Origin of the sequence: Comamonas sp. wu1-DMT, from assembly GCF_040187805.1 — a bacterium.
GTDB classification, from domain to species: domain Bacteria; phylum Pseudomonadota; class Gammaproteobacteria; order Burkholderiales; family Burkholderiaceae_C; genus Comamonas; species Comamonas thiooxydans.
Map to the genome: position 1 here is coordinate 63,810 of NZ_JBANEM010000001.1, position 13,742 is coordinate 77,551.

At 61.0% G+C, this 13,742-nt stretch carries 11 protein-coding genes; 6 read left to right on the forward strand and 5 right to left on the reverse strand.

Annotation, left to right across the window (positions count from 1 at the left end; all coding sequences use genetic code 11):
• Positions 1–6: 6 nt before the first annotated feature.
• On the reverse strand, positions 7–2,721 hold the full coding sequence (gene aceE / locus V8Z78_RS00300) for a pyruvate dehydrogenase (acetyl-transferring), homodimeric type (protein WP_004340841.1): 2,715 nt from the start codon (positions 2,719–2,721) through the stop codon (positions 7–9).
• 310 nt (positions 2,722–3,031) lie between these two features.
• Between aceE and V8Z78_RS00305 the strand changes: the two genes are divergently transcribed.
• From V8Z78_RS00305 to V8Z78_RS00325, 5 genes are all read left to right on the forward strand, one after another.
• Complete coding sequence (locus V8Z78_RS00305; RefSeq protein ID WP_012838307.1) at positions 3,032–5,599, forward strand: PAS domain-containing sensor histidine kinase; 2,568 nt, start codon at positions 3,032–3,034, stop codon at positions 5,597–5,599.
• The gene (locus V8Z78_RS00310) at positions 5,596–6,249 is read left to right on the forward strand and encodes a response regulator transcription factor (RefSeq protein WP_003055354.1); all 654 of its coding nucleotides are present in this window, start codon (positions 5,596–5,598) and stop codon (positions 6,247–6,249) included. The genes V8Z78_RS00305 and V8Z78_RS00310 overlap by 4 nt, the downstream gene beginning before the upstream one ends.
• Positions 6,250–6,397: 148 nt before the next feature.
• The gene (folD, locus tag V8Z78_RS00315) at positions 6,398–7,252 is read left to right on the forward strand and encodes a bifunctional methylenetetrahydrofolate dehydrogenase/methenyltetrahydrofolate cyclohydrolase FolD (RefSeq protein WP_046462449.1); all 855 of its coding nucleotides are present in this window, start codon (positions 6,398–6,400) and stop codon (positions 7,250–7,252) included.
• Positions 7,253–7,451: 199 nt separating this feature from the next.
• Complete coding sequence (locus V8Z78_RS00320; RefSeq protein WP_004340835.1) at positions 7,452–9,503, forward strand: M3 family metallopeptidase; 2,052 nt, start codon at positions 7,452–7,454, stop codon at positions 9,501–9,503.
• A gap of 217 nt (positions 9,504–9,720) precedes the next feature.
• Entirely contained in the window at positions 9,721–10,419 is a 699-nt protein-coding gene (locus V8Z78_RS00325) for a glutaredoxin domain-containing protein (RefSeq protein WP_349730676.1), read from the forward strand.
• Positions 10,420–10,551: 132 nt separating this feature from the next.
• On the opposite strand, the gene rpiA is transcribed toward V8Z78_RS00325, so the two are convergent.
• A complete protein-coding gene (rpiA, locus tag V8Z78_RS00330) occupies positions 10,552–11,250 on the reverse strand; it encodes a ribose-5-phosphate isomerase RpiA (RefSeq protein ID WP_046462451.1) in 699 nt (232 codons plus the stop codon).
• A 34-nt stretch (positions 11,251–11,284) separates the two neighbouring features.
• Here rpiA and V8Z78_RS00335 point away from each other — a divergent pair, with 34 nt between their 5' ends.
• The gene (locus V8Z78_RS00335) at positions 11,285–12,343 is read left to right on the forward strand and encodes a quinone-dependent dihydroorotate dehydrogenase (RefSeq protein WP_046462452.1); all 1,059 of its coding nucleotides are present in this window, start codon (positions 11,285–11,287) and stop codon (positions 12,341–12,343) included.
• A 79-nt stretch (positions 12,344–12,422) separates the two neighbouring features.
• Here the strand turns inward: V8Z78_RS00335 and V8Z78_RS00340 are convergent, their stop codons facing one another.
• From V8Z78_RS00340 to V8Z78_RS00350, 3 genes are read right to left on the reverse strand one after another with little or no spacing between them, the layout of a single operon-like run.
• Complete coding sequence (locus V8Z78_RS00340; protein ID WP_039051047.1) at positions 12,423–12,797, reverse strand: hypothetical protein; 375 nt, start codon at positions 12,795–12,797, stop codon at positions 12,423–12,425.
• A 1-nt stretch (position 12,798) separates the two neighbouring features.
• Complete coding sequence (locus V8Z78_RS00345; RefSeq protein ID WP_012838300.1) at positions 12,799–13,200, reverse strand: phage holin family protein; 402 nt, start codon at positions 13,198–13,200, stop codon at positions 12,799–12,801.
• Positions 13,201–13,225: 25 nt separating this feature from the next.
• Positions 13,226–13,537, reverse strand: a complete 312-nt coding sequence (locus V8Z78_RS00350; RefSeq protein ID WP_004340823.1) for a DUF883 domain-containing protein — start codon at positions 13,535–13,537, stop codon at positions 13,226–13,228.
• Between the last annotated feature and the right edge of the window lie 205 nt (positions 13,538–13,742).

Below are 13,742 nucleotides of genomic sequence, written 5' to 3' on the forward strand. Positions count from 1 at the left end.
CCCTTCTTAGGCGTGCAGCGGGTTGATCTTGTCGACGTTGATGCCGTACTTCTTGATCGCTTCGGCCACGGTCGTGGCGTTGATCTTGCCTTCATCGGCCAGACCGCGCAGTGCAGCCACCACGATGTAGTGACGGTTGACTTCGAAGTGTTCACGCAGCTTGGCGCGGAAGTCCGAACGGCCGAAACCGTCGGTACCCAGCACCTTGTAGGTACGGCCCTTGGGCATGTAGGGACGGATCTGCTCGGCGTAGGCCTTCATGTAATCGGTCGAAGCGATCACGGGGCCGGGGTGGGCAGCCAGCTGCTGCGACACGAACGGAACCTTGGCGGCTTCCATGGGGTGCAGCATGTTGAAGCGGTCCACTTCCTGACCTTCGCGGGTCAGTTCATTGAACGACGGGCAGCTCCAGACATCGGCGGCAATGCCCCAGTCCTTTTCCAGCAGTTCCTGGGCGAAGAAGGACTCGCGCAGGATGGTGCCGGAGCCCAGCAGTTGAACGCGCAGGCCGCTCTCTGGCACCTTCTGGCCAGGCTTGACCATGTACATGCCCTTGAGGATCTGCTCTTCCGTGCCGGCTTCCAGGCCAGGCATGGGGTAGTTTTCGTTCAGCAGCGTGATGTAGTAGAAGATGTTTTCCTGGTTCTGCACCATGCGACGCAGACCATCTTGCATGATCACGGCCACTTCGTGAGCGAAGGTGGGGTCGTAAGTCACGCAGTTGGGGATGGTGTTGGCCAGGATGTGGCTATGACCGTCTTCGTGCTGCAGGCCTTCGCCGTTCAGCGTGGTACGGCCCGAGGTGCCGCCCAGCAGGAAGCCACGCGCTTGCAGGTCGCCAGCCGCCCAGGCCAGGTCGCCGATGCGCTGGAAGCCGAACATCGAGTAGTACACATAGAACGGGATCATGACCCGGTTGCTATGGCTGTAGCTGGTGGCTGCAGCAATCCAGCTGGACATGCCGCCGGCTTCGTTGATGCCTTCCTGCAGGATCTGGCCGGCCTTGTCCTCGCGGTAGTACATCACCTGGTCCTTGTCGACCGGGGTGTATTGCTGACCGTGGGGGTTGTAGATGCCGACCTGACGGAACAGGCCTTCCATACCGAAGGTACGGGCTTCGTCCACCAGGATGGGCACCACGCGGGGGCCGATGTTCTTGTCGCGCAGCAGCTGCGTCAGGAAACGCACATAAGCCTGGGTCGTGGAGATTTCACGGCCTTCGGGTGTGGGCTCCAGGATGGCCTTGAAGGTGTCCAGCGCAGGAGCGGTGAACTGCTCGTCAGCTTGCTGGCGACGGTGTGGCAGGTAGCCGCCCAGGGCCTTGCGGCGCTCGTGCAGATACTTCATTTCCGGCGTATCGTCGGCCGGCTTGTAGAAGGGAATGTCCGCGATCTGGCTGTCGGGGATCGGAATGTTGAAGCGGTCGCGGAAGGCCTTGATGTCCTCGTCGCTCAGCTTCTTGGTCTGGTGAACGTTGTTCTTGCCTTCACCGACCTTGCCCATGCCGAAGCCCTTGACGGTCTTGACCAGCAGCACCGTGGGCTGACCCTTGTGGCCGTTGGCAGCGGCAAACGCTGCGTAGACCTTCTGCGAATCGTGGCCGCCGCGCCGCAGGTTCCAGATCTCGTCGTCGGACATGTGCTCGACCATCTTCAGGGCGCGAGGATCGCGGCCGAAGAAATGCTGGCGAACGTAGGCACCGTCGTTGGCCTTGAAAGCCTGATAGTCGCCGTCGTTGCACTCCATCATGATCTTCTTGAGCACGCCGTCCTTGTCCTTGGCCAGCAGCTCGTCCCAGCCCTTGCCCCAAAGCAGCTTGATCACGTTCCAGCCGGCACCGCGGAATTCGCCTTCCAGCTCCTGGATGATCTTGCCGTTGCCACGCACGGGACCGTCCAGGCGCTGCAGATTGCAGTTGATCACGAAAACCAGGTTATCCAGGTTCTCGCGCGATGCCAGACCGATAGCGCCCAGGGATTCCACCTCGTCCATTTCACCGTCGCCGCAGAACACCCAGACCTTGCGGTTTTCGGTATTCGCAATGCCGCGTGCGTGCAGATACTTCAGGAAACGCGCCTGGTAGATGGCCATCAGCGGGCCGAGGCCCATGGACACCGTGGGGAACTGCCAGAAGTCGGGCATCAGCTTGGGGTGAGGGTAGCTCGACAGACCCTTGCCGTCCACTTCCTGGCGGAAGTTCAGCAGTTGTTCTTCGGAGATACGGCCTTCCAGGTAGGCGCGGGCATAGATGCCGGGCGAAACGTGACCCTGGATGTACAGGCAGTCGCCGCCGTGGTTTTCGTTCTCGGCGTGCCAGAAATGGTTGAAGCCGGCCGCAAACATATTGGCCAGCGAAGCGAAGGAGCCGATGTGGCCGCCCAGATCACCGCCTTCAGGGGGGTGAATGCGGTTGGCCTTGACCACCATGGCCATGGCGTTCCAGCGCATGTAGGCACGCAGACGACCTTCGATCTCCAGGTTGCCGGGGCACTTTTCTTCCTGGTCGACTTCGATGGTGTTCACGTAGCCGGTATTGGCCGAGAAAGGCATGTCCACGCTGTTCTGGCGAGCGTGTTCAAGCAGATCCTCGATCAGCTTGTGAGCATAGTCCGCACCTTCGCGGTCGATCACCGCAGAGAGGGCATCCATCCACTCGCGCGATTCTTGTTGGTCCAGGCCGGCAGGAAAGCCAGCGCCTTTGGGATCAGTCTGAGCTGTCATTGTGAGTGTCTCCTTCGAGAGGGGGTAGCTTTATCACGAAGCAGTGAGTGCGGCATCACACGGGTGCGGCAAGCGCCACACCGCATAACGCGTGGCACAGCACCTTCGGGTGCTCCCCGGATTAAACCGATTCACTGTGTCGATCGCTGGCGAGTTTCGCACATTTTTTTCAAATTTCAAATTGTGCTTTGTGATTTCACTATATAAAAAAAATGCTGCAAATGCACATACAGTGAAGCCTCTATAGATTGTCTTTTACGCGACAGAAATAGTCGCAGATTCCACTAGGTCTCTCCCCTACACTGGAGGCATGCAAACAAGCAATCACGAACGAGAAAAAGAGGACGCAAAAAGCGCGCAATCCGTTGCATCCCCTGTGCGCTGGTGGCGTAGCTGGTGGCGCAGCCTGTCGCCGACCCGGCAGGATCGCTATGCCGCGCTCGCGCCGCTGGCGTCGGTGCTGATGTTCATGGCTGCAATCATTGCGTCGTTCTGGTATTTGCGCACGGAAGAAGTGGATCGCGAGCAGGAGGCACTGCGCCGCGACGTGGAATACGCCCAACAACGCGTGCGCCTGCGCCTGCTGGAGCGCCAGGAGCAACTGATGCGCATGGCTCGTGACATCGGCAACCGCGAGATGCGCAAAGCCGACTTCGACGGCCGCACCGAAGCGTTGATCAGCCAATACCCCGAGCTGCAATCGATTACCTGGATCAATGACAAGCGTCAGGTTGTGTACAGCCAGTCAGCTCCGACGGTGGCCACGGATCAGTTGCGTGCCGTGGGCGAAAGCCTGCATCAGGGCGAGACCCTGCAAGCCTATGAGCAGGCCCGCGAGATGCTGCAGCCCATCTATGTGCAGGAAAAAGCCCAGCCCAATGAGTTGCCGCCACTGCTGCAGCTGCATGTGCCAATCAGCGCCAACAGCCGCTACCAGGGCGAGCTGCTGGCCGAGTTTTCGGTGGACAGTCTGCTGCGCTATGGCACGCCCACGGAAGTGATGGCCCGTTACGCCATCACCATGCGCGATGCCGACAACCATGTGCTGGCCGGCACTCCGCTGGCACCGCGCAAGACACCTACCGAGCTGCTGCACTGGCGTGCCATTGCGAATGAATACGAAGTGCCCGTCTCCCCGGTGGGCACGGCGCTGATGATGCGCGCCCAGGCCTACCAGACTTCGCTGGGCGTAGTCGGTAGCGGCCTGTTCTGGCTGGTGGGCACCTTGTCGGCCATGACGGCCTGGCTGCTGCTGGCCACCTGGCGCCACACACGCCGCCGCCAGCGTGCCCAGGAGGCCCTGGTGGCCGAGACCAACTTCCGCCGTGCCATGGAAAATTCCGTGCTGACGGGCATGCGAGCACTGGATCTGCACGGTCGCATTACCTATGTGAACGCGGCCTTCTGCCAGATGACGGGCTGGAGCGAGAAGGATCTGGTCGGCCAGGTTCCACCTTATTCCTACTGGCCCGATAACGACTACGACAATCTGCATTCACAGCTGCGCGAAGAGCTGTCGGGCAAGACCATCGTTGGCGGCTTTCAGGTACGTGTGAAGCGCAAGAACGGCAGCCTGTTCGACGCGCGCCTGTATGTATCGCCGCTGATTGATGCCCACGGCCAGCATACGGGGTGGATGTCGTCCATGACGGACATTACCGAGCCCAACCGGATTCGCGAACAGCTGTCTGCCTCATACGAGCGCTTCACCATTGTGCTGGAGGCGCTGGATGCCTCTGTTTCCGTGGCCCCTCTTGGCAGTGCCGAGTTGCTGTTTGCCAACAAGTTGTACCGCCAGTGGTTTGGCTCGCACACCGAAGGACATCTGCAACTGGTCGCCCAGGCTGGCAAGCTGCCGGTTCGCCACCAGCCCGAAGCCGAGAACGAAGACGGCCTCATGGGCTTGCCCACGGACACGCTGACTGCCGCACGCAGCGAGAACGCCGAGATCTTCGTGCCCAGCCTGGGCAAATGGCTGGAAGTCCGCTCGCGCTATCTAAGTTGGGTGGACGGCCGCCTGGCCCAGATGGTGATTGCCACCGACATCACCCAGCGCCGCCTGGCCGAGGAACAGGCTGCGGCCCAGGCTGAAAAGGCCCAGACCGCCAGCCGCCTCATCACCATGGGAGAGATGGCATCCAGCGTGGCGCACGAGCTCAACCAGCCCCTGACCGCCATCAGCAATTACAGCTCCGGCATGCTGACGCGCCTGGAAAACGGCACGCTTACACCCGAACAGATGAAGTTCGCACTGGAAAAGACGGCACATCAGGCACAGCGTGCCGGGCAGATCATTCAGCGCATCCGCTCCTTCGTGAAAAAGAGCGAGCCCAATCGCATGCTGGCCCAGGTAGGCGAGATGGTGAACGAGGCGCTGGAGCTGGCCGGTATCGAGTTGCGCCGCCGCAATGTGCAGCTGACCTCGCATATTGCCGAACGCATGCCGCCAGTAATGGCCGATGCCATCCTCATCGAGCAGGTTCTCATCAATTTGATGAAAAACAGTGCTGAGTCCATTGATATGTCCGACCGCCCGCTGGGCCAACGCAATGTGGAACTGCGCGTGCGCCCTCAGGTCTTTGAAAGCCTGCCGGGTGTGGAGTTCACCGTGGAAGACACGGGCAAGGGCCTGCCGCCGGAAGTGTTGGAACACTTGTTCGAAGCCTTCTTCTCCACCAAGAGCGAAGGCATGGGCATAGGCCTGAACCTTTGCCGCTCGATTGTCGAATCACATCAGGGTCGAATGCATGCCGAGAACCTCTACAATGGAAGCGAAGTCACTGGTTGCCGGTTCTCATTCTGGCTACCGTTGGCAACGGGTGTGGAGACGACAACACTCACCACGACAAGCGAACCCATAAAGAGGACGATTGCATGAGTTTGATTCCCAAAAAAGGCACTGTTTACGTAGTTGACGACGACGAAGCAGTCCGTGATTCGCTGCAATGGCTGCTGGAAGGCAAGGACTACCGCGTGCGTTGCTTTGACTCCGCCGAGACCTTTTTGTCGCGCTACGACCCACGCGAAGTGGCCTGCCTGATCGTCGACATCCGCATGGGCGGCATGACCGGCCTGGAACTGCAGGACCGACTGATCGAGCGCAAGTCTCCTCTGCCCATCGTCTTCATCACCGGCCACGGCGATGTGCCCATGGCCGTGAACACCATGAAGAAAGGCGCGCTGGACTTCATCCAGAAGCCTTTCAACGAAGAAGAACTGCTGGGTCTGGTCGAGCGCATGCTGGATCACGCCCGCGAAGCCTTTACCGGCCACCAGCAGGCCGCCAGCCGCGATGCGCTGCTGGCCAAGCTCACGGGCCGCGAAGCCCAGGTGCTCGAGCGCATCGTCGCCGGCCGCCTGAACAAGCAGATCGCCGACGATCTGGGCATCTCCATCAAGACCGTGGAAGCCCACCGCGCCAACATCATGGAAAAGCTCAACGCCAACACTGTGGCCGATCTGCTCAAGATCGCACTGGGCCAGGGCCAGACCAGCGCTGCGGCCAAAGCGGCGGCTGCCGTCAATTAAGTGCTCCCCGCGAAATCGGAAGCCACTCCAATCGCGAGATAATCCAAGGAGCACTGGCCAGGCCTCGCGCTTTAGCCAACTCCTATTCTGATAGCTGCTAGTGCTTGTTCATCAAGGGCTAGCAGCATTTTTTATTGGTACTCCAGCAATGACAGCCCAACTCATCGACGGCAAAGCCCTCTCCGAACAACTGCGCAAGGAAGTCGCCACCCGCGCGGCAGCGCTCAAGGCCAAGGGCGTCACGCCCGGGCTGGCCGTAGTTCTGGTGGGCGACAACCAGGCTTCCCAGGTCTACGTGCGTAACAAGGTCAAGGCCTGCGAAGACGTGGGCTTCCACTCGGTGCTGGAAAAGTACGATGCCTCCATGACCGAAGCCGAACTGCTGGCACGTGTCGAAGCGCTGAACAACGACCCGAGCATTCACGGCATCCTGGTGCAGTTGCCCTTGCCCAAGCACATCGACGACCACAAGGTCATCGAGACCATCTCCCCCGCCAAGGACGTGGATGGCTTCCACGTGGCCAGCGCCGGCGCACTGATGGTCGGCGAAGTCGGCTTCAAGGCCTGCACGCCCTATGGCTGCATGAAGATGCTGGAATCCATCGGCATGAAGGATCTGCGCGGCAAGCACGCCGTGGTCATCGGCCGCTCCAACATCGTGGGCAAACCCATGGCCATGATGCTGCTGGCCGCCAATGCCACGGTCACCGTCACCCATAGCGGCACCGCCGATCTGGCTGCCATGACACGCCAGGCCGACATCATCGTCGCGGCCGTGGGCAAGGTGGATGTGCTGACCGCCGACATGGTCAAGCCCGGTGCCGTGGTCATCGACGTAGGCATGAACCGCAATGCCGAAGGCAAGCTCTGCGGCGACGTCGACTTCCACGGCGTCAAGGAAGTTGCTGGCTACATCACCCCTGTGCCCGGTGGTGTCGGCCCCATGACGATTACCATGCTGCTGGTCAACACCATGGAATCGGCAGAGCGCGCCGCAGGCTGACGCCCTCCGAGCCGCCCCGCGGCTTCTCCCTCTCTGGCTCTGATCGCCCGAGGGGGGCGATAGCTTTGCTGCGCGGTGGCGCTTGCACGCAGTCCTGGCGCGAGCACGCTTCTGACCACAGGCTGACGCTATGAAGGCGATAGCAATAAATACCCTGAGAGCGCTTGATTTTCCCGACCTTGCCGGCACTTAATACAGCATGAGCAATCCACTTCTCGAATCCTCCTCCCTGCCCTTGTTTGACCGCATTCAGCCTGCGGATGTGGCACCCGCCATCGACACTTTGCTGGCCCGTGCCAGCGAGGCGCTGGAGACCGTGGTTGCACCGGACTTCCCCGCACAGTGGGAGGCCATCTCTGCCGTGCTGGACGTGGCGACTGAAAAGCTGGGCACTGCCTGGTCGGCCATCAATCACCTCAACAGCGTTGCCGACACCCCGGAGTTGCGCGCGGCCTATAACGAAGCCCTGCCCAAGGTCACCGAGTTCTGGACCAATCTGGGCGCCGATGAACGCCTGTACGCCAAGTACAAGGCCATTGACCCGGCCAGCCTCAACAAGGAGCAGCGCGCCGCCTGGGACCATGCCATGCGCGGCTTTGTGCTCTCGGGCGCCGAACTGCAGGGCGCTGCCAAGGAACGCTTTGCGCAGATTCAGGCCCGCTCGGCCGAGCTGGCCCAGAAATTCAGCGAGAACGCGCTGGACGCCACCGATGCCTTTGCCTACTACGCCAGGATTGACGAGCTGGACGGCGTTCCGGCCGATGTGATCGCTGCGGCCAAGGCCGGCGCCGAAGCCGATGGCAAGGAAGGCTACAAGCTGACGCTTAAGATGCCCAGCTATCTGCCGGTGATGCAGTTTGCCAAGAGCAGCGCACTGCGCGAAAAGATCTATCAGGCTTATGTGACCCGGGCCTCCGACCAGGCCGAGGGCGACGGCAAGCGCTTTGACAACACCGCCGTGATGAAGGAAATTCTCGCCCTGCGTCTGGAAGAGTCCCAGTTGCTGGGCTACAGCAATTTCGGCGAAGTCTCGATCGTGCCCAAGATGGCCGATTCGCCCCAGCAGGTCATAGACTTTCTGCGCGATCTGGCGCAACGTGCCCGCCCCTATGCCGAAAAGGACGTGGCCGATCTGCGCGCCTTTGCCCAGACCGATCTCGCCATTGCCGACCCCAAGCCCTGGGACTGGGCCTTCATCGGCGAAAAGCTCAAGGAGGCCCGCTATTCCTTCAGCGAGCAGGAACTCAAGCAATACTTTCCAGCCCCCAAGGTGCTGGCCGGCCTGTTCAAGATTGTCGAGACCCTGTTCGAAGTCTCCATCCGCCGCGATGAAGCCCCGGTCTGGAACCCCTGCGTGGAGTTCTACCGCATCGAGCGCTCCAGCGCACAAGGCCCACAGTTGGTCGGCCAGTTCTACCTGGACCCGCAGGCGCGCAAGGGCAAGCGCGGCGGCGCCTGGATGGACGATGTGCGCACGCGTTGGCTGCGCCCCGACACCCATCAGCTGCAAACGCCCGTGGCCCATCTGGTCTGCAATTTCGCATCCGGCGTGGACGGCAAACCCGCGCTGCTCACGCACGATGACGTGATCACCCTGTTCCACGAAACCGGCCACGGTTTGCACCACATGCTCACGCAGGTCAACGAACGCGATGTCTCGGGTATTGCCGGCGTGGAATGGGATGCAGTCGAGCTGCCCAGCCAGTTCATGGAAAATTTCTGCTGGGAGTGGGATGTGCTCAAGCACATGACTGCCCATGTGGACACGGGCGAGGCCTTGCCCCGCGCGCTGTACGACAAGATGATTGCGGCCAAGAACTTCCAGTCCGGCATGCAGACCCTGCGCCAGATCGAGTTCGCGCTGTTCGACATGCTCCTGCACACCGAGCACAATCCGGCAGACGACTTCATGGCGCTGCTGAACCAGGTGCGCGCCGAGGTGTCCGTGCTGCAATCGCCAGCCTACAACCGCATGGCACACACTTTCAGCCATATCTTTGCTGGTGGCTATGCCGCCGGTTACTACAGCTACAAATGGGCCGAGGTGCTGAGCGCGGACGCTTATGCGGCTTTTGAAGAAACCATGTTGGCCGATGGCTCGCCCAACCCCGAGACCGGCCGCAAGTACCGCGAGTCGATTCTGGAAGCCGGCGGCAGCCGCCCTGCCATGGAGTCCTTCAAGGCCTTCCGTGGCCGCGAGCCGCAGATTGACGCCCTGCTTCGCCACCAAGGCATGAGCCAGGCCGCCTGAGCCTTCTGCTGCCACCTGCCCAAAAGCGCCCTGCCCGGGCGCTTTTTCATGTCTGCCATTGCCCCGATAAGAGAGACCCAAGACTGACGCAAGCTGACTCACGCAACGAGGTCAGATCAAGACAAGCCTGAGCATGGGAGCAGACAGTCCTACATGCAAGCTATGCTCTGCCCATTGGCGCTTGCACCCTCAAACCACTTCATTGACCAAGATTGAGATGTCACGATCTTTCATTGCCCGGCCTTCGGCCGAGAAGCCGACCTCCGGCAACGCCCTGCTGCTGACAATGCTTGTAGCCGCCTTTGCCGCATTGGCGAGCGGAGTCAGCCTGGCTCAGAATCTCTACCGCAGCGTGGGCCCTGACGGGCGGGTCACCTATTCCGACCGGGCCATCGGCCCCAACGCCAAGCCCAGTGCCGAAGCCGTGAGCAATGCCGATGGCCCGGCGTCTTCAGCCAACGCGCAGCTGCCTTACGACTTGCGCCAGGCGGCCAATCGCTATCCCGTCATGATCTATACGGGCAAGGACTGTGGTCCCTGCGACGAGGCTCGGTCTCATCTGCAGAACCGCGGCATCCCGTTCAACGAGCGCACCATAGATACCAGCAGCGATGTTGCAGCGCTGCGCAAGCTCAGCGGACAGGAGAGCCTGCCCTTTGCCACCATCGGCAACCAGCACCTCAAGGGTTTTGGCGCCGACAGCTGGGACCAGTACCTGAGCGCGGCCGGCTACCCCAAGCAGCCCCAGCTGCCGAAGAACTACAAAGCCCCCGCTGCCAAGCCCTTGACCGTACCGGCGCCAGCCGCGACCGATGCGGTCAAGCCTGCAGAGCGTCCCGCTGCACGCATCACGGCGCCCGCAGCCCCCGCCCCTGGCGCACCCACACCCGACAACCCCGCAGGCCTGCGCTTCTAGAATTCATGAATTTCAATAAAATCAGGCTCTAACGCTTACCCATCAAGCGCTAGCAGCTATCAATTTCATAAAAAAGCCACCTACACAAGCAGGTGGCTTTCGGGCCGCTGCTTGCTGCTTGCTGCTTGCTGCTTAGTATTCCAGCGTCTGCACGCCTTGCGCGGTTCCCAGCAGGCAAACCGCAGCCTTCTGATGGGCAAACACGCCGACGGTCACCACGCCGGGCCACTGGTTGACTTCGGACTCGAAGGCCAGCGGCTCGGCGATCTTCAGACCGCGGACATCCAGAATATGCTGGCCGTTGTCGGTCACCAGCGGCGCACCATCCTTCATGCGAATCTGCGCCGTCACTTCAGCGCCCATGGCTTCGAAGCGACGCGCGATCTGGGCTGCCGCCATGGGGATGACTTCCACGGGCAGCGGAAAATTGCCCAGCACTTGCACGCGCTTGGATTCATCGGCAATACAGACAAAACGCTGAGCCAGCGCCGCCACGATCTTCTCGCGCGTCAGCGCCGCACCGCCGCCCTTGACCATATAGCCCTTGCCGTCGATCTCGTCGGCACCGTCGATATAGACAGCCAGGCTGGTGACTTCATTGGCATCGAATACCTTGATGCCCAGTGCCTTCAGGCGCTCGGTACTGGCCACGGAGCTGGAGACGGCGCCAGGAATCTGATCCTTGATGGTGGCCAGTGCATCAATGAATTTGTTGACCGTGGAGCCTGTGCCCACGCCCACAATTTCACCGGCGACCACATATTTCAGGGCAGCTTGTCCGACCAAAGTTTTCAGTTCATCTTGAGAAAGAGGTGCAGCAGATGTCGTCATGAGGGAAAATCCAGGTAATCCTGCGATTATCCCCATGTCTCTTATTCCTTACTCACTGACGCGTCCTATTCTTTTCGGCATGGACCCCGAAGCGGCCCACGACCTCACCATGAATTTCATGGCCAAGGGTCAAAATACCCTGCTCCAAAAGGCCTGGGCGCGCCCTCTGATCAACGACCCCATCGAGCTCGCCGGCCTCAAGTTCCCAAACCGTGTGGGCATGGCCGCAGGCCTGGACAAGAATGCGCGCTGCATCGATGCGCTGGCCGCCATGGGTTTCGGCTTTGTGGAAGTGGGCACCGTCACGCCCCGCCCCCAGCCCGGCAATCCCAAGCCCCGCATGTTCCGCATTCCCGAAAAGAATGCGCTGATCAACCGTCTGGGCTTCAACAACGAAGGCCTGGATGCATTTCTGGCCAATGTGCGTCGCTCGCAAGTGCGCGCAAAAGCAGGAAACAATGGCGGCGCCATGCTGCTGGGCCTGAACATCGGCAAGAATGCCACAACCCCCATCGAAGAGGCCACCAGCGACTACATCAAGGCGCTGGACGGCGTGTACCCTCATGCCGACTATGTGACTGTCAACATCAGCTCACCCAACACCAAGAATCTGCGTGCCCTGCAAAGCGACGAGGCACTGGATGCGCTGCTGGGTGCGATTGCCAATCGCCGCGAACAGCTTTCCAGCCAGCATGGCAAGCGCACGCCGGTGTTCGTGAAGATCGCTCCCGACCTCGATGAGGAGCAGGTCGGTGTGATTGCGGCAACGCTGGAGCGCCATGGCATGGATGGCGTGATTGCCACCAACACCACCATCAGCCGCGATGCCGTCAAGGGTCTGCAGCATGCCGAAGAAGCTGGCGGACTGTCCGGCGCGCCCGTGCTCGAAGCCAGCAACCAGATCATTCGCCAGCTGCGCTCAGCCCTTGGCAGCCGCTTTCCCATTATTGGCGTGGGCGGCATCCTGAGCGGCGCCGACGCCGTGAGCAAGATCCGCGCAGGTGCTGATGTGGTGCAGATCTACAGCGGCCTGATCTATCGCGGCCCCGATCTTGTGACCGAAGCCGCCCAGGCCATCGCCCATATGCACTGAACTTGACGCGTGGCCTGGCTGCGCACAAAGAAACAGCCCGTCATGCCTGAGCCTGACGGGCTGTTTTTTTGGGCCCCCTTCAGCCGCGTGCGCGCTGCTGCAGCTTGAGAATCCAGGGCAGTGCTGCGCTGCCCCAGCGAATCAGCTTGCGCGGTCCCAGAACCATGAGCAAGCCCCCCGCTGCCGCCGTTGCCAGCGGATGCAGACGCACAAAAGACAGCAGGCGTTCGGGCAGGGGAGCATCGGCGTCCACATGCGCAGGCTGCGTGCTGCGCAAGGCCAGCGCCTGCGCCTTGGCAGCGGCTCGGGCCTTGATGCGCGCGCGTTGCTTGGCAATGCGCGACAGCACCAGCTTTTGCTCGGCGGTCGCTTCATCCCAGAGCCGAGCATCCATGCCTGCGGGCTTGACGGGCTCCAACTCTGTGGATCGCGAATCGGGAGAGATGCTGTTCATGCTAAATCCTCTCCTTCATCGCCTGCCAATCCGATTTGAGCTCGCGCCGCGTGAGCCTGAATGGACTGGAGAGTTGATTGACAGCTGCCAGCAGTCGCCACAGCCCCAGGCCCCAGACCAGAACCCAGCCACCGACCAGCAGCCACGCCACCAGCTGACGATGCTCGCTATCCCAGAACTGCACGAGCACAGCCATGGACAGGACAATGAGCACGACCACGGTAAGTGCGCCGAGCACAATGGCCAGCACCGCCAGCGTTTGCATGCTGCGCTTGTGCTGTTGCCACTCAAGCTGCGCAAGATCAACACGATCTTCGGCCGCGATCGCGGCCTCGTTGAGATTGGCACGCCAGCGCTCCAGCAGGGAATCAAGACCTAGTAGTGAAATCAAATTCACAGGCACTTGTCCTTTTGCAGCTCAGCAATGCTTAGCGACGGCCCAGCATGAAACCCAGCAGTGCACCCACTGCCAGCGCGGCACCGGCGACGCGCCAGGGTTCGTCGTGGGCATAACGATCCGCCACATCGGCAGCTTCGCGCGCCTGACGAGCGGCGTCCTGAGCCGCACGCACGGCAGACTCGCGCACGTTGGCCATGCCGTCGTCGATGCGCTGACGAAGCACGCTGATTTCAGGAAGCTTGTCCAGTTCACGGGCAGACAGCAGACCGCGCAGATCGCTGACCAGTTTTTCCAGATCGTCTTGGGCGGTGGAAACGGCGTCGGAAACAGAGCGTGACATATCGATCCTTTCAATGTGACGAAATTGGAATATCGCATGCACTTGGCAGTGCACCAAGATAGCTGCGAGACAGCAAGCATCAGGGCCGGCCGCTCATAAAACCTGCAGCATGTGAACATCTTACAGAAAACGCACCGCCTCCAAGAAACTCACGGGCCTGCGGCACTGTCGGACAGCAGCGAAACTGCCTCATGTCAAGGAATAT